A 15,613-nucleotide genomic window follows, 5' to 3' on the forward strand; every position below is an offset into this window, starting at 1 on the left:
GCCGTGGACGGCGCTGCATGCAGGGCCTGCCAGCTCTGGCGCAGCAGGGCCAGCTGGGCCAGGAGACCCTGCTGGCCGTGGGGGAGCTGCAGGCGCGTCGCCACGGTTGGCGCTGATCCGCTGACCGCCAGCAGGGCGACCAGGGGCGGCAAGCCGCAGCGGCGGGCCCAGCGCAGGCGGCGCCGCCAGCCGGTGTCGTACTGCAGGGCCGGATCCACCAGCACCAGGGCGCCCCAGGCCTGCAGGTAGCCCAGGGCCGCCTCCCAGGGTTCCCGCTTGAGCAGCAGCTCCAGCTCCATCCGCAGCCGCGTGCCCAGGGCCGGCGGCACCCGTCCATCACCGGTGCCGGCGCCGCGGCTCTCCTCCCCCCAGGGCCAGCGGGCCAGGGTGGTGCGCAACTGCTCCAGGCTGGAGGGGGCCAGGCTGAACCCCAGCCGGGCGGCATAGCGGGCGGCCCGCACGATCCGGGTGGGGTCGTCCTCCAGGCTTCTGGGGTGCAGCAGGCGCAGCTGCCGGTGGGCCAGGTCGGCACCACCGCCATGGGGATCCAGCAGGCGCAGGCCGGGCCCGGGGCTGGCGAACACCAGGGCCATCGCATTGATGCTGAAGTCGCGGCGGGCGAGATCCTCCTCAAGGGAGCCGTCGGTCACCACGGGGTTCTCCCCGGGGGCCGGGTAGGTCTCGCGACGGGCGCTGGCCAGGTCGAGCAGAATCCCGTCCAGCTCCAGCTCGACGGTGCCGAAGGCCCGGTGAAACTGGCAGTAGCCCACCGCGGCGGTCGGGGTGTCCTGCAGCAGCGTCTCCGCCAGGCGATGGGCGGCCGGGCGTGAATCGGCCGGATCGGCCCCGGGAGTCAGCTCCACCACCAGGTCGAGATCCGGCAGCCCCCGGAGGGGATCGCGGTGCACCCGATGCAGCAGCAGATCCCGCACGGCGCCGCCCACGACAGCCAGCACGGCGCAGTCCGCCGACCGATGGAAGGCGGCCAGCAGACGCGGCGGCAGGGAGAGATCCCCGGGATCGATCGCCGAGACCATCATCAAGGCTGGCCCATGGAGCGTTGTCCAGAAGGCGCAGGGTACAGTCGGGCGATCGCCATCGTGCCTGCTGGCGATACAGGAATCATCGTGACGTATTTGCTCTGACATTCCATGACGGACGCCCCCTGCCCGAGCCGGTGGCCGTGGAATCAGACCCAGGTCGCCAGGGTCGCACGGAATGACTGACAGCTTCAAGAAGGTCCTCAAAGCTCCCCTGGGGCTGTGGAAGAAGATCAAGATCAAGATCTTCATCCTCGCGGACTATCTCCAGGCGCTGATTGATTACTGGCTGGGCCCCCATGGCCTTCGCTGTCCCCCGGAGCGACGTTTCCTGCCGATCTGCCTGGATTCGGGCGCCGGCAACAGCCTCGCCGACGGACCGTCCGGGGCCGGCCTGGACACCCCCGAGCGCATCGCCCTCTTCATTGCCTATTCCAGACGCCTGACCCTCTCCAACCGGGCCTACATCGAAGCCCTCAAGGCGGCGGGCTTCGCGGTGGTCTACATCAACAACGAGCGCACCGATCCGGACGCGGCCGCCGCCCTAGGGTCCCTCTGCTGGCGAGCCTATGACCACCACAACATCGGCAGGGACTTCGGCGGCTTCCGGGATGGGGTTCTGCTGCTCCATCACGAAGGGCATCTTGATCGCTGCCAGATGCTGTGCATCGCCAATGACTCGATGCAGTTCATTCCGGGCCGCAATGCCCAGGCACTCATTGCTGCCCTGAACGCCTTTGCAAGCTCGCAGAAGCAGGCCCTGTTCAGCCACATCAGCCACCAGATCCAGACCCACTACCAATCCTATTTCCAGGTTCTCAAGCCCGACATCTTCCGTTCCAGGACCTTTCTGGAATTCTGGAAGAACTACACGCCACTCTCCCACCGGGGGCATTGTATCTACAATGGAGAGATCGCCCTATCCCAGGACGTTTACCGACGGTTTGGCGCCGTTGACACCCTCTATACCAGTGACAAGCTCCAGGAGGCCCTTGAACGCCATTTCAGGAGCGAAGGCGGGGTGCCTGCCGAGGAGGTTTTCCGGTTGATGCCATCGCCGGCACGCACGTCCCAGCGGCGCAAGATCGGCTACTCCCTGCAGCAGCTGATGCTGCAGAGTGATCAGCATGAAAAACTGTCTGGCGCACAGCTCTACAACATCGCCGATCTCATCGAGAATGGCAATCCCAGCCACATTGCCGCCTTCCTCTACCCCTTCTACCTGCACTGTCCCTTCGTGAAGCATGATCTCTGCACCGCAGGCAGCTACACCATGGCCCAGGCGATCAGCCTGTTCAGGGAGGTGGTGAAGCAATCTCTCCTGAGCGGAGATGTAGAACCGTATGTCGAAGAGTTCCGGGATCTCATGTATCGGCGTGGAGTGCCGCTCAGCTACAACAACCGCCTGCGGGAAGCGGCGATCAAAGGGATCACGGGAACCTTTGTGTACCCCTCCACCTATGAGTGATCGCCACTGCGAGCACAACGTCGCGCTGCTCCGTTGATGGACAGGCCATCCACAGCCAGTCTTCCCATTCACTTCATCACGGTGAACTATCACTGTGGGGATTTCATCCGCGGCCTGATTGAGGCGATCGGCGCCAGCGCCGAAGACCCGGCATCCCTGCGGTTCATCGTCGTCAACAATTCCCCTGCAGACCAGAGCCTGCGCCAGTGGATCGACACCAAGAGCCCGCCCCTGCCGGTGACCCTGATCGAGGCGGGTGCCAACCTCGGCTTCGGCAGCGGCTGCAATCTGGGGCTCCGCCACGTGTGGCAGAGCGACAGGCAGGCGGTGGCCTGGCTGATCAACCCCGACGCCCGACTCGATCGGGGGGCGATCGCCTACGTGAGGCAGTGCCTGCAGGACGACGATCAGATCGCCATGCTCGGCACCCGGATCCGGGACCCCCAGGGGGATGTCTGGTTCAGCCACGGCAGCTTCAACCGCTGGACCGGCCAGCTGGGCCATCGTTTTCCCAGTGACGATTGCCGCCCCCTCCCGGTCCGCACCTGGCCGACCCGCTGGATCTCGGGCTGCAGCATGATCTTCCGGCTGGGGGGGCTGCGGGACTGTCCCCAGTTCGACCCCCGCTACTTCCTCGACTACGAGGACGCCGACATCTGCGAGCGCCACCATCGGCTGGGCTACCGCCTGCGGGTCACCCAGGCCGTGCTGGTGGAGCACCAGGTGTCGGCCATCACCCGGCGGGCCCCCCGGGCCAAGTACCAGCACGCCACCTTCAGCAAGCTCTATTTCCTGCATCGCCACGCCACTCCCCTGGCCCTGCTGCTGAACCTGCTCTATTACGCCCTCCGCCCCCTGAGCTTCTGTCTCTCCGATCCGGAGCGGGCCCGGGGCCGCTGGTGGGGCCTGGGGGATTACCTGCGCTGGTGCTGGCGGTGGTTCCTGGGCCGGCCGGAGCCGCCCCATCCACGCACGTCCTTCACCGTCTCATCCTGAGGAAACGGCCCGCCAGGGCCCGCAGGGTGGGCCAGCGCTGGGCAGGAGGACAGTGACGCCAGAGGATGGCGACCACCGCCGGCAGGTAAAGGTGGGACTTGGGATGGAAGAAGGTGAACACCAGCCCTCTCAGGCTGGCCAAGGGCAGGCGTTTCTGCTCGTCGCCGAAGTCGTTGAGGACCACGACCCCCGGGGTGACGCGGGCCTCCACGCCCCGGCGGACCGCCCGCATCACCCACTCGGAATCGGCGTGGTAGTGGGGCAGCCAACGGGCGTCGTAGAGGCCGACCCGGCCGAAGACCTCCCGGCGGATCAGCACCCCGTTGCCCGGCATCGCCTCGGCAGGGAGCACCTCGGCGGCCGCCAGCGCCGGATCCAGCTGGCTGGCCAGGTCATCGTGGTGGGAGAGGCGCAGGAAGCGGTCCGTGCCCCAGTCGGTGCGGGTGCCCAGGGCCCAGATCCGCCCGGGCTCGGCCAGCAGGTCGATGCGGCTGCCGAGGATGCTGCAGCCGTGGCGCTGGGCCAGGGCCACCATCCGCTCCACGTAATCGGCGGGCACGACGGCATCGTCGTTGATGGTGAGAACGTAGTCGGTGCCGGCCGCCAGGGCCCGGCGGACGCCGCGGTTGGTGGCACCGGCCCAGAAATCCCGGTCGTCGGCGGCCACCACCGTCACCTGGGGATGCTGCCGGCGGATCGCCGCCACGGTGCCGTCGCTGGAGTTGGCATCGACCACCACCACCCGCAGGGCACCGTGGGTCTGGCTGGCCATGGCGTCCAGGAAGCGCAGGGTGGTCTCGCGGCGGTTGCGGGTGGGCACCACGGCGGTGACCAGCGGCGGGGTCATGCCGGTTCGATCGGAGCCAGGCGCGGATCGAGGATCTTCGGCCCCATGCCTTCGAACTTCACGGCGATGGAGGTCTTCTCCCCGCTGCCGAACAGGTGGGTGACCTGGCCCTCGCCGAAGCTGCTGTGCCGCACCCGATCCCCCACGGCCCAGGTGCGGGGGGCGCCACGGCGGCGCACCGCATTGGCAGGAACACCGGCCGCCCCGCCGGCGGCGACCCGCTGGCTGTCGTCCCGATCCACTCGGGTGAGCCGCTCCAGCCGCTGCTCCCGCCGCAGGGCCGCACCGCCGCTGCGGGGGATGTCGCCCTGGAGCAGGGCCTCGGGCAGCTCGGAGAGGAACACCGACGGCACCGCCGGCTCCCGCATCCCTCCCCAGAGCCGTCGCTCGCTGGCGTGGGAGAGGAACAGCCGTTCCTTGGCGCGGGTGATGCCCACGTAGCAGAGGCGGCGCTCCTCCTCGAGGGCGGCGGGGTCCTCCAGGGACCGGTAGCTGGGGAACAGGCCCTGCTCGAGCCCCACCAGAAAGACCACCGGAAACTCCAGCCCCTTGCTGGCGTGCAGGGTCATCAGCGTGATCCGGTCGGCTTCGGTGTCCTTGCTGTCGGCATCGCTGGCCAGGGCGGCGGAGGCCAGAAAACCCTCCAGGGAGCCCTCCTCGTTCTCCTCCTGGTATTGCAGGGCCGCGTTGACCAGTTCCTGCAGGTTGCGGCGCCGCTCCTCCGATTCATCGGTGGCCTCGGCCAGCAGCTCGGCCAGGTAGCCGCTCTGCTCCATCACCCGCTGCACCAGCTCGGAGGGGGGAGCGTCCTGCAGGCGGCGGCTCAGGTCGGCGATCAGCTCCTGGAACTGCAGCACCCCCCGGGCGGATCGGCCGGCGAGGGAGCGCACCGCCTCCGGATCGCTGACCACCTCCCACAGGGGCATCCCCAGCTGGTTAGCCGCATCGGTGAGGCGCTCGATGGTGGTCTTGCCGATGCCCCGCCGGGGCACGTTCAGCACCCGCAGCAGGCTGACGGTGTCGGCCGGATTGACCAGCAGGCGCAGGTAGGCGAGCACATCCTTGATCTCGCGCCGGTCGTAGAACCGCAGGCCCCCCACCACGATGTAGGGGAGGCCCCAGCGCACCAGCGACTCCTCCAGGGCGCGGGACTGGGCGTTGGTGCGGTACAGCACGGCCATGTCGCCCCAGCGCAGCTCGGGGTGGGCCGCTTCCAGCATCCGCATCCGGTGCACCACCGCCTCGGCCTCAGCGATCTCGTCGTCGCAGCGGGTGAGGCTGATGGGCTCCCCCTCCCCGCGGGTGGGGCGCAGCACCTTGTCGATGCGCTCGCTGTTGTTGGCGATCAGGGCGTTGGCCGCCTCCAGGATCGTGGCCGTGGAGCGGTAGTTCTCCTCCAGCTTCACCATCGTGCCGGTGTCGGCGTCGAGGGAGCCGTCGCCGAACTCCTGCTGGAACCCCATCAGGATCGTGAAATCGGCGGCCCGGAAGCTGTAGATGCTCTGGTCGGCGTCGCCCACCACGAACACCGAGCGCCCGTCCCAGTCACTGAAGGTTTCGGGGGGATGGCCGTTGGCCACCAGCAGCTTGATCAGGTCGTACTGGGTGCGGTTGGTGTCCTGGTATTCGTCCACCAGCACGTGGCGGAAGCGGCGGTGCCAGTAGTGGCGGATCTGCTCGTTCTGCTGCAGCAGCTGCACCGGCATCAGCAGCAGGTCGTCGAAATCAAGGGCGTTGTTGGCGGCCAGGGCGCGCCGGTAGCGGCGGTAGGCCTCGGCCTCGTGCTTGCCGCGGGGGCCGGGGTGCTCCTCCTCGAGCCGCTCCGGCAGCCAGCCCTGGTTCTTGGCGCTGCTGATCGCCCAGCGCACCTTCTTCGGCTCGAAGCGTTTGGGGTCGAGCTGCATCTCCTGGGTGACGATCTCCTTGACCAGGCTCTGGGCGTCGCTCTCGTCGTAGATGGAGAACTGGCGCGTCCAGGTGAGTCCCTCGGGGTCCCGGAACTTGTCGATGTCGAAGCGGAGCAGCCGGGCGAACAGGGCGTGGAAGGTGCCGATCCAGAGGTCCTTGATCACCTCCCGGTAGATGCGGCTGCGCAGCTGCTTCTGCTCCCTGGCCGGCAGGGTGCTCCAGGGCTGGCCGAACTGGCTCTGGGCCAGCCGCTGGGCCAGCAGCACCTCCAGGCGCTCCTTCATCTCGCGGGCGGCCTTGTTGGTGAAGGTGACCGCCAGCACCTGGGCTGGATCGACGCCGTGGTGCCCGATCAGGTGGGCGATGCGGTGGGTCAGGGCCCGGGTCTTGCCGCTGCCGGCCCCGGCCACCACCAGCAGCGGGCCGGTGTGGTGATCGACCGCCCGCCGCTGGGCCTCGTTCAGACCGGCCAGAAAACTCACAGGCCCCGGCGTGGAAGGTTGAAATCGGACCCTAGCAGCCCCCTTCCGATAGGCGCGCCGATCGGAACAGATACGGGTCGATCAGATAAACGAAAAGCCGCGGTTCTGTTTCCGCAATCCATAGCCAACAAACGGGGTCGCTAGCTCTTCGGCATCAACCAAGAGGACTAAACAGGCGGCGCTCAAAGGAGGCAAGGTCGTCGAAAGAATCAGAGCGCTGACGCAGTTGCTCGAAGCTTCCATAGGCTTTGATATGTCCTCTCTCGAATTCGAAGATGCAATCCGACCGCATGACTGTGGAGAGTCGGTGGGCGATCACCACCAAGGTACAGCGGCGTCCGATCACTTCAATGGCATCCATCACCTCGGATTCAGTGCGGTTGTCGAGGGCGCTGGTGGCCTCATCGAGCACCAGGAACTTGGCATCGCGATAGAACGCACGCGCCAGCGCCAGCCGTTGGCGCTGTCCACCCGACAGGCGGATGCCGTTGTCGCCGATCGGGGTGAACAGACCAAGGGGAAGCTCGGCGACGATGTCGGCGAGTTGGGCGGCCTGGAGAGCCTCCCAGACCCGCATCTGATCCACCGCGTCGACCTCCTCGGCGAAGGCGATGTTCTCGATGATGTTGCCGTTGAGAAGATTGATCGACTGCGGCACATAGGCGCAGTTGGCCTGCCAAGCGGGCACATCGGCATCATCCACATCAATGCCGTCCAACTGCAGGGTGCCGCTGCTGGGCCGCAGCAGGCAGAGCAACTGGTTGGCGGTGGTGGTCTTGCCGCTGCCAGTGGCACCGACAAAGGCCACGCGGGAGCCCACCGGGATCGACATGGAGATGTCATGGAGCACATTCACATCAGTCCCCGGATAGCGGTAGCTGACGTTCTTGAGCCGGATGACACGCTTGGGCATGACCCCATCAGGAGAAGGCACGCCTTCGGAGCGAATGGTGAGCCGGGTCTCGGGCAATTCAATCAGTTTGAGGGTCTCCTCAAGGTCAGGAAGGCCCGCCCTCAGGGAGGTAATGGCCCGGAAGCTGTCCTGCAGCGGCGGTGTGAGCTTGAGGGAGGTGACCGCTACCGTGGCCAGGAACGGAATGATCTTCAGCAACGCCCCGGGATCGGGGTTAGAGAGCAGGGGGAGCATTCCGGCCGCGAAGATCATGGTGATGCCGAGCGGTTCGATCAGCGCTCGCGGTGTCTCCGGGAGGACATCGGCCTTCCACATGAACGGAATCGTGTCGCGCCCCGCCTGCTGGTAGTGGCGCTCAAAGTAGGGCTCGGATCCGGTGAGCTGCACATCGAGAATCGTGCGCATCGACTCCGAAAGGATCGAATTGGTGCGCACCTCGAGCAGAATGCGCTGCCGGGCGGCAAAACGCAGGAAGGGGGTGATGGCGGTGGAGATCAGCAGATAGCCGGCCAGCAGACCCACAATCAGCACAACCGCCAGTAATTTGCCCACGATCAGCATCCCGGCGGAAAGCAGGGCGATCACGAACACGCCACTGGCCAGCTGGAGAAGGGGCAACACAACAATGTCGGCGACCCGCGACACATTGATCAGCACCTTGGCGGAGATATCCGAATTTGACTCTCCGAGAAAATAGACATAGGGCTGGGCGATCAGCTTGCGCTGGGCCATGTCGGAAAGGTCCCGCCAGATTGAGGCCTTGAGCCGCAGCTGGAAGGCCCGCAACAGCAGCTTGGAGAGCGAGGAAAACCAGGCAGCCGCAACGAAGGCCAGTACCAGGATCACCACCTTGACCCGGGGATCTTCTGGAACCAGGCCTTCCCAGGGGATGGAGGGGCGGTTCTCCCCGCCGACGACCACGGTGAACAGGCGGGCCACCAGGGCCACCACCACCAGATCAGCCACGCCGGCGAGAATGGCCAGCGGGATCAGGCGCATCAGCGCCCGCTTGCGGCGACGCGGCAATTGGGCCAGAAGTCGCACCAAACTCTTGAAGGTTTGGCTTTTGCGAAACATCTGGTCAGACTTTTGCGGGAATCGTACCCGTGCGGCCCGAGGGGCCGCCGCTGCGCCAGCCAGTCAGTTCAGTGATCGCCACATGGCCGAAAACCGGCGCCGCCACTGGTCGATCCGCACGGCCAGGAGGGGAGGCGAACGCAGCGGCGAGGCCCCTTCCACCAGCAGGTGGGTCCAGTGGGCGTCGATGGCCTCCAGGGCCGAATGCCAGCGTTCCTGCAGCATCGGCTCGCTGCAGGCCTCCAGCAGGCTGGCGAGCCGGGCCGGCGGCGGCAGCCAGGCCAGCGGGTCGGCCACCGCCGCCTGGATCCTCTCCAGATCGTGCTCCAGGCTGCCGCAGCCGATCTGGTGGCCAACCACCCCCGGATCAAGGCTGTCGGCCAGGGCGTGGTTGAGGCTGCTGAACACCACACAGCCGCAGGCCATCGCCTCCAGGGGCGGCAGGCCGAAACCCTCGCTCACCCCCCGGCCCCGCCAGTAGTCAGCGGAGTCGTAGAGAACGACGGCCGCACTGTTGAACAGATCCACCAGATCGTCCACCCAGCCGCTCTGGACCTCCACCCGCAAGCCGCGCCGGCGCAGGGCCGGCACCAGCTGCGCCAGGAGGTAGTGGCTGCTCTTGCGCTGCTGCACCAGGACATCGATGGGGCGACCGCAGCCCACGGGGGCCGCCCGGTTGCCCCGCTCAAGCCACTGGGGCTGCAGCGCGTTCGGCACCAGGAACAGGGGATTGCGGGGGGCCCGGTCGCCCCAGTACCCGAGGGTGTTGCGGCTCACCGCCAGCAGCGGCACCCCGGGCGGCAACGAAAACCCGTAACCGCTGCTGTGGGCGTGGTACGCCACCGGCCTGCCCCGCAGTCGCCGCAGCAGGCGGGGCACGTCAAAGCCCCAGCTGACGATCCAGAGGGCCTCCCCGGGCACCTGCTCCCGTGCCAGCAGATCGTCCAGGAACGGGTGATCCGCTTCCCGCTTCCGGTAGGTGACCACCTCGGTGGGGGTCAGCTTCGAGGTCAGCCTTGCGGTCTGCAGTTCCACCAGCAGGCCGCCTCCGCGGAGGCGGCCGGTGGTGCCGGGCAGCAGGAAACGGATCGGGCGCACGCGGTTCGGAGGGGCGGCGGCCGCCGCTGGCCTGGGAAACCTAGGCGGGGACGGCCTCGGTGCTGCCGGCGCGGGTGCGACGGGTGAGGAAACCGAACAGCACCTTGCCGATCGCCGCCACCAGGTTGCCTTCGAGCTCCTGGAACATCTTCATGTTGCAGTGGAAGGCTTCATTGGCCTCAGCCACGATCCGGTCAGCCATGGCCTGGTCGATGGGCAGGCTGTCGAGGGTGGCGCGGTAGTTGGTCTTGAAGGCCTTCTCGTCGTCGATGGCGTCGAATTCGTAGAACCGCAGACCATCGTGCTCGCCCAGGTTCATCGCCTTCTGGGCGATGTTCTTGAGGATCTGGCCGCCGGAAAGGTCGCCGATGTAGCGGGTGTAGTGGTGGCCGACCAGCAGCTCGGGGCACTCCCGCGCCACCTGGTGCAGGCGGGCCACATACTCCTGGGCGCCGGGGGTGGCGCGGATCTGCTGGCGCCAGTCGCCGCCGAAATAGAAGGTGAGATCCGCCTCGAGGGACTCGCGGCGGTTGAGCTCGGGCGAGGCGATCGGACCGACCACCGGATGGTTGGCCAGCTTGCCGATCTCCTCCTCCATGGCGCTGTACACGAACCACAGGTCGGCCACCAGGGTGCGATAGCTGGCCTTGTCGACGACCCCCTTGAGGAAACAGCTCACGAAGCCGGTGTTCTCGGCCATGGTGTGGGCTTTCTTCGTTCCCTCACGGAGTTGGGAGGCAAGGGCGACGGGCATGGGATCGGGAGGCTGCGCGGGCAGGCCTACAAACGTAGGTGGGGCCTGCGGGACGACGCGGCAAGGTTGCGAAGGATTACGCGGCTCGGCTGCCGCCGGCCGACACATCGCCGAAGAGATCAAACAGCTCGCGGCACACCTGCTGCAGCACGCCGACCACCTCCTCGCTGGGGAGATGGGAACCCGAGGGCTGCCAGTCGCCCACCGTGGCCAGGCGCCAGCGCTCGGATTCATAGGTGAGGCCGCGGATCAGCACACCCAGCAGCCGGGGCCGTTCCCCCGATCCGACCGGCGCCCGCTCCAGGCGCAGCTGCACCAGCAGCGAGCGGCACTGCAGGCGGGGGCTCCAGCCGGGGAAGTGGAAGGAGAGATCCAGGGTCTCCCGCTCGTCGAACGCCCGGGTGAGGGGATCGTCGCGCCAGGGGGTGAGGTTGGCCCGGGCGGCGGGGAAATGCAGGCGGAAGTGCCCCACCACCGCGGCGATCGCGGCGGCCAGTTCCACCGATCGGGCCTGGTCGGCCGCATTCATGCCGTTTCCCCTGAGCAGAAAGCCAATGTCCCCGAAACCTAGGCTCACCCACGCGTTCCGTGCCGACTCAATGGCCACATACGAGAAGCTCACCGTCCCAGCCAGCGGCACGGCGATCCGATTCGAGGGCGGCCAGCCGATCGTTCCCAACGACCCGATCATCCCCTTCATCCGCGGTGACGGCACCGGCGTGGACATCTGGCCGGCCACCCAGCGGGTGCTGGACGCGGCCGTGGCCAAGGCCTACGGCGGCGATCGCCGCATCGAGTGGTTCAAGGTGTATGCCGGCGACGAGGCCTGCGAGCTCTACGGCACCTACCAGTACCTGCCCCAGGACACCCTCACGGCGATCGAGGCCTACGGGGTGGCGATCAAGGGCCCCCTCACCACCCCGATCGGCGGCGGCATCCGCTCGCTGAACGTGGCCCTGCGCCAGATCTTCGACCTCTACTGCTGCGTGCGTCCCTGCCGCTACTACGACGGCACCCCCAGCCCCCACAAGCGGCCCCAGGACCTGGATGTGGTGGTCTACCGGGAGAACACCGAGGACATCTACATGGGGATCGAGTGGGAGGCCAGCGATCCGGTGTGCGTGGAGCTGATCGCCCACCTCAACGACACCGTGATCCCCGCCAACGGCAAGCTGGGCAAGCGCCGCATCCCCGAGGGCGCCGGCATCGGCATCAAGCCGGTGAGCAAGGCGGGCACCCAGCGCCACGTGCGCAAGGCCATCCGTCATGCCCTGGGACTGGAGGGCGCCAAGCGCCACGTGACCCTGGTGCACAAGGGCAACATCATGAAGTTCACCGAGGGGGCCTTCCGCGACTGGGGCTACGAGCTGGCTACCACCGAATTCCGTGACCAGTGCGTCACCGAGCGGGAGAGCTGGATCCTGGGCAACCTGGAGGAGCAGCCCGGCCTCAGCATCGAGGACAACGCCCGCCTGATCGAACCCGGCTACGACAGCCTCACCCCCGAGAAGAAGGCGGCCGTCGATGCGGAGGTGAAGGCCGTGCTCGACGCGATCGGCACCAGCCACGGCGGCGGCAAGTGGAAGTCGATGGTGATGGTCGACGACCGCATCGCCGACAGCATCTTCCAGCAGATCCAGACCCGACCCCAGGAGTATTCGGTGCTCTGCACCCTCAACCTCAACGGCGACTACATCTCCGACGCGGCGGCGGCGGTGGTGGGCGGCCTGGGCATGGCGCCGGGGGCCAACATCGGCGACAACGCGGCGATCTTCGAGGCCACCCACGGCACGGCCCCCAAGCACGCCGGCCTCGACCGCATCAACCCGGGATCGGTGATCCTCTCCGGCGTGATGATGCTCGAGTACATGGGCTGGCAGGAGGCGGCCGACCTGATCACGAAGGGGATCAGCGCCGCGATCGCCAACAAGGAGGTCACCTACGACCTAGCCCGGCTGATGGAGCCCCGCGCCGAGGCCGTGAGCTGCTCCGGCTTCGCCGAAGCCGTGGTGCGCCACTTCGGAGGCTGAAGCCAGCGGAAGCCTGGGGGTGGTCCAGCCTCACCGAGTTTCTCGGCAATGGCCCCCAGAACCATGACAACCTCCTTAAGGTCCGATCCGGATCCGTCATCTCGGGGATGCAGTCAGTCAGGAGCTGGAAGTCCCACGCAGCTCGACGTTTGATCAGGGTTCTGCCCAAGCGGGTGCAACTGGCCACCTGCTACCGGCAGGTCAATGGGGCCGCTCCCGATCTCCGCCACCCCACGCTGCTGAGCGAGCGGATCCTGCATCGGATCCTGACGGACCGCGACCCCCTGCTGCACACCTTCTGCGACAAGATCGCCGCCAAGGAATGGGTCGCGGCCCGCATCGGAGTGGACCGCACCCCTCACACCCTGGCGGTGGCCGACAGCATGGAGTCGCTGACCGCACAGCCCCTGCCGGAGCGCTGGATGCTCAAGGCCAGTCACGGATCCGGGTGGTATCAGCTGGTGACCGCCAGCACCCATGGCCTCGATGCGGTGGTGCTGGAGGAGGTACGCAACTGGCTGGGCACCGACTACGCCGATACGTACCAGGAATGGGGCTACAGGGGGGTGCCGCGCCGGCTCATTGCCGAGGAGTTTCTGAGTTTCGCCGGCGGACAGTGCACGGAGATAAGCGCGTTCTGCTTCAGCGGCCGGGTCAGGGGGGTGAGGCTGTTCCGACAGGAATCCGCCCTTGTTCCCCGCCGCAGCAGCCAGCGGGATCTGCCCCGCGCCAAGGAACTGTTCCTCGATGAGGCCCTCCAGCCCCTGCCGCTGGTGCGGTCGCAGTACGACCACTGGCCGGCCCTCAGCGGCTCCGATCGTCAGCCGCTGGAGGATTTCCTTGCCCTCGCGGAGAAGCTTTCCGTAGAGACATCCTTCCTGCGGGTTGACGGCTACATCAGCGACAGGGGTGCCCTGGTGGGGGAACTGACGCCCTACCCGGGGGCGGGCATCTGGCTGCGGATGCCGCGGCAGTGGGATGCCTGGTTCGGTGCCTTCTGGGACTGAACGGCCTTTGGCCTCGGGCCCGGGCAAGCAATCAGAATGGGCGGCATGAGCCTTCCGTCCATCGCGACCAGCGGTTCCCCGGCTGCCGGAGAGCCCGCCGCCGGCTTCGTTGCCGCCGACCCCTGCGTGCACTGCGGTTTCTGCCTGCCCACCTGCGCCAGCTACCGGGTGCTGGGTACCGAGATGGACTCGCCCCGGGGGCGCATCCATGCCCTCAAGGCCATCGACGCCGGTGAGCTGACGCTGGATGCCACGGTGGCGAAGCATTTCGACACCTGTCTGGGCTGCTTCGCCTGCGTCACCGCCTGTCCGGCGGGTGTGCGCTACGACGAGCTGATCGAGACGATGCGGCCGCGGCTGAACGCACCCGAGCTGCGCAGCCCCGGCCAGCGCGCCTTCCGGCGCCTGCTGTTCGCCCTGCTCCCTTACCCCGGGCGGCTGCGGGCCCTGCTGACCCCCCTGCGGGCCTATGCCGGCACACCCCTGCAGGCCCTGGCGCGCCGCAGTGGCCTCACCCGCCTGTTCGGACCCCAGGTCGCGGTGATGGAAAAGCTCCTGCCGCCCCTGCCCGCGCAGTCCTTCCGTGACGACTGGCCCGTGCTGGTGCCGGCCGTGGGGCCCCGCCGCCAGCGGGTCGGGCTGGTGCTCGGCTGCGTGCAGCGGGTGTTCGAGCCGGGGGTCAACGCCGCCGCCGTCCGGGTGCTGGCCGCCAACGGCATCGAGGTGGTGATCCCCCCCGACCAGGGCTGCTGCGGTGCCATGACTCACCACCAGGGGGAACTGGAGCAGACCCGGGAGCTGGCATCGGCCCTGGTGGCCAGCTTCGAGGCGGTGATCGGCCCCGGGCGGTCGGCGGGTCCGGAACCGCTGGATGCCGTGGTGGTGGCCGCCTCGGGCTGCGGCCACACCCTGAAGGCCTACGAGCAGATCCTGGGCAACCGCCTTCCCGTGCTGGGGAGGGTGGCCGACCTGCAGGAATTCCTCGACTCGGTCGGGCTGAGCGAGGGCTTCCTGGCGGCCCTGCAGCCCCTGACCCACGGCGACGGCCAGCCGGCCAGCGCCGAGCGGCCGTTCGTCGTGGCCTATCACGATGCCTGCCATCAGCTGCACGGCCAGGGTCTGGCGGCCCAGCCCCGGCGCCTGCTGGGCCGGATCCCCCACGTGCGGATCCGCGAAGCCACCGAAGCCGGCGTCTGCTGCGGCAGCGCCGGCATCTACAACCTCGTGCAGCCGGAGGAGGCCGCCGAACTGGGGCGGATCAAGGCCGCCGATCTGTCCGGCACCGGCGCCGAGCTGGCCGTGAGCGCCAACATCGGCTGCACCCTCCAGATCCGCCAGGCGATGGAGGGGCAGGGGCGGCCATTGCCGGTGCTCCATCCGATCGAGCTGCTGGATCGCAGCTATGCCGGTCCGGCCTGAGTTTCCATCCAGCGCAAGGCCTCCCGCAGGGTGTCCGCGTCGCCGAGATTGCCGGGGAAGGTGAGCACGGGCAGGGGACCCGGATCGACCACAGGGCCTGTCCCGACGGCGGTTTCCGTGGCGGCCAGCACCAGCGACAGTCCCGGCAGCAGCTGGCCCTGGAGCTCCACGTGATCCAGATCCAGCCCGTCGGCCAGGAGGGTGTGGGTGGTGATGCCCCCCTTGCTGATCAGGTAGCCCAGGGCGGGGGCCAGGGCGGCGGCCAGCCGCGCCATCACCCCCGCCAGGGCCAACCCCAGCGCCCGGCGCTCGCCGGCATGGCGGCAGCGGGCCTCACCACGGCTGGTGTAGAGCACCGGCGTGTGCCCCCCGGCCAGCACCTCCGCCAGACGCCGACCCCAGGCCTGCTCCAGGGAGGCCAGCAGCCGGGCGGGTTCCGGGCCCTCCAGCAGCCGCTGGACCTTGGCTACCTCCAGTTCCACCCCGACGCAGGCGGGTGCCGCCAGCAGACGCTCCAGCTGCCGGTCGGCCCGGGGCCCGTGGGAACCCACCAGCACCTGCCTCCTATCCCCAT

At 68.0% G+C, this 15,613-nt stretch carries 13 protein-coding genes; 5 read left to right on the forward strand and 8 right to left on the reverse strand.

All coding sequences use genetic code 11. The features are described from left to right. The coding region (locus tag VB737_RS02020) for a tRNA nucleotidyltransferase/poly(A) polymerase family protein (protein ID WP_500310698.1) at positions 1 to 1,037 on the reverse strand (1,037 nt) is incomplete at its 3' end. A 181-nt stretch (positions 1,038 to 1,218) separates the two neighbouring features. Between VB737_RS02020 and VB737_RS02025 the strand changes: the two genes are divergently transcribed. Both VB737_RS02025 and VB737_RS02030 read left to right on the forward strand, forming a co-directional pair. Beyond that, positions 1,219 to 2,508 (forward strand): rhamnan synthesis F family protein, encoded by a 1,290-nt coding sequence (locus tag VB737_RS02025; RefSeq protein WP_500310700.1) that lies wholly within the window; start codon positions 1,219 to 1,221, stop codon positions 2,506 to 2,508. 81 nt (positions 2,509 to 2,589) lie between these two features. Further along, positions 2,590 to 3,504: a glycosyltransferase family protein gene (locus VB737_RS02030; RefSeq protein ID WP_500310702.1), complete on the forward strand. Its 915-nt coding sequence runs from the start codon at positions 2,590 to 2,592 to the stop codon at positions 3,502 to 3,504. Here VB737_RS02030 and VB737_RS02035 read toward each other — a convergent pair. The 6 genes from VB737_RS02035 to VB737_RS02060 all read right to left on the reverse strand — a co-directional run bounded on the left by VB737_RS02035 (position 3,488) and on the right by VB737_RS02060 (position 11,112). After that, the gene (locus VB737_RS02035) at positions 3,488 to 4,351 is read right to left on the reverse strand and encodes a glycosyltransferase family 2 protein (RefSeq protein ID WP_500310704.1); all 864 of its coding nucleotides are present in this window, start codon (positions 4,349 to 4,351) and stop codon (positions 3,488 to 3,490) included. The genes VB737_RS02030 and VB737_RS02035 overlap by 17 nt on opposite strands. Continuing rightward, positions 4,348 to 6,741, reverse strand: coding sequence for a UvrD-helicase domain-containing protein (locus tag VB737_RS02040; RefSeq protein WP_500310706.1), 2,394 nt, complete (start codon positions 6,739 to 6,741; stop codon positions 4,348 to 4,350). The genes VB737_RS02035 and VB737_RS02040 overlap by 4 nt, the downstream gene beginning before the upstream one ends. A 154-nt stretch (positions 6,742 to 6,895) precedes the next feature. Continuing rightward, positions 6,896 to 8,731 (reverse strand): ABC transporter ATP-binding protein, encoded by a 1,836-nt coding sequence (locus VB737_RS02045; RefSeq protein WP_500310707.1) that lies wholly within the window; start codon positions 8,729 to 8,731, stop codon positions 6,896 to 6,898. Between the two features lie 63 nt (positions 8,732 to 8,794). Beyond that, a complete protein-coding gene (locus VB737_RS02050; protein ID WP_500310709.1) occupies positions 8,795 to 9,829 on the reverse strand; it encodes a glycosyltransferase in 1,035 nt (344 codons plus the stop codon). 40 nt (positions 9,830 to 9,869) lie between these two features. Then, positions 9,870 to 10,583, reverse strand: coding sequence for a biliverdin-producing heme oxygenase (locus tag VB737_RS02055; protein WP_500310711.1), 714 nt, complete (start codon positions 10,581 to 10,583; stop codon positions 9,870 to 9,872). Between the two features lie 76 nt (positions 10,584 to 10,659). Next, positions 10,660 to 11,112 (reverse strand): Tery_1686 family protein, encoded by a 453-nt coding sequence (locus tag VB737_RS02060; protein ID WP_106221087.1) that lies wholly within the window; start codon positions 11,110 to 11,112, stop codon positions 10,660 to 10,662. Between the two features lie 70 nt (positions 11,113 to 11,182). Between VB737_RS02060 and VB737_RS02065 the strand changes: the two genes are divergently transcribed. The 3 genes from VB737_RS02065 to VB737_RS02075 all read left to right on the forward strand — a co-directional run bounded on the left by VB737_RS02065 (position 11,183) and on the right by VB737_RS02075 (position 15,039). Beyond that, entirely contained in the window at positions 11,183 to 12,613 is a 1,431-nt protein-coding gene (locus VB737_RS02065; RefSeq protein ID WP_500310713.1) for an NADP-dependent isocitrate dehydrogenase, read from the forward strand. A 149-nt stretch (positions 12,614 to 12,762) separates the two neighbouring features. Beyond that, positions 12,763 to 13,620 carry an ATP-grasp fold amidoligase family protein gene (locus tag VB737_RS02070; protein WP_500310714.1) on the forward strand — a complete coding sequence of 286 codons (858 nt, stop codon included), beginning with the start codon at positions 12,763 to 12,765 and terminating at the stop codon, positions 13,618 to 13,620. A 45-nt stretch (positions 13,621 to 13,665) separates the two neighbouring features. After that, the gene (locus tag VB737_RS02075; protein WP_500310715.1) at positions 13,666 to 15,039 is read left to right on the forward strand and encodes a (Fe-S)-binding protein; all 1,374 of its coding nucleotides are present in this window, start codon (positions 13,666 to 13,668) and stop codon (positions 15,037 to 15,039) included. Here the strand turns inward: VB737_RS02075 and VB737_RS02080 are convergent. Beyond that, positions 15,021 to 15,613, reverse strand: a 593-nt coding sequence (locus tag VB737_RS02080; protein ID WP_500310717.1) for a nucleotide-binding domain containing protein, incomplete at its 5' end; no start/stop codon positions are given. The genes VB737_RS02075 and VB737_RS02080 overlap by 19 nt on opposite strands.

It is taken from the genome of Synechococcus sp. BA-120 BA3, assembly GCF_034931285.1.
Taxonomy (GTDB): Bacteria; Cyanobacteriota; Cyanobacteriia; order PCC-6307; family Cyanobiaceae; genus Cyanobium.

Bases quoted from the DNA above. Each gene is read 5' to 3' on its own strand.
- VB737_RS02025 (WP_500310700.1), top strand. From the start codon at position 1,219: ATGACTGACAGCTTCAAGAAGGTCCTCAAAGCTCCCCTGGGGCTGTGG.
- VB737_RS02035 (WP_500310704.1), bottom strand. From the start codon at position 4,351: ATGACCCCGCCGCTGGTCACCGCCGTGGTGCCCACCCGCAACCGCCGC.
- VB737_RS02045 (WP_500310707.1), bottom strand. From the start codon at position 8,731: ATGTTTCGCAAAAGCCAAACCTTCAAGAGTTTGGTGCGACTTCTGGCC.
- VB737_RS02055 (WP_500310711.1), bottom strand. From the start codon at position 10,583: ATGCCCGTCGCCCTTGCCTCCCAACTCCGTGAGGGAACGAAGAAAGCC.
- VB737_RS02060 (WP_106221087.1), bottom strand. From the start codon at position 11,112: ATGAATGCGGCCGACCAGGCCCGATCGGTGGAACTGGCCGCCGCGATC.
- VB737_RS02065 (WP_500310713.1), top strand. From the start codon at position 11,183: ATGGCCACATACGAGAAGCTCACCGTCCCAGCCAGCGGCACGGCGATC.
- VB737_RS02075 (WP_500310715.1), top strand. From the start codon at position 13,666: ATGAGCCTTCCGTCCATCGCGACCAGCGGTTCCCCGGCTGCCGGAGAG.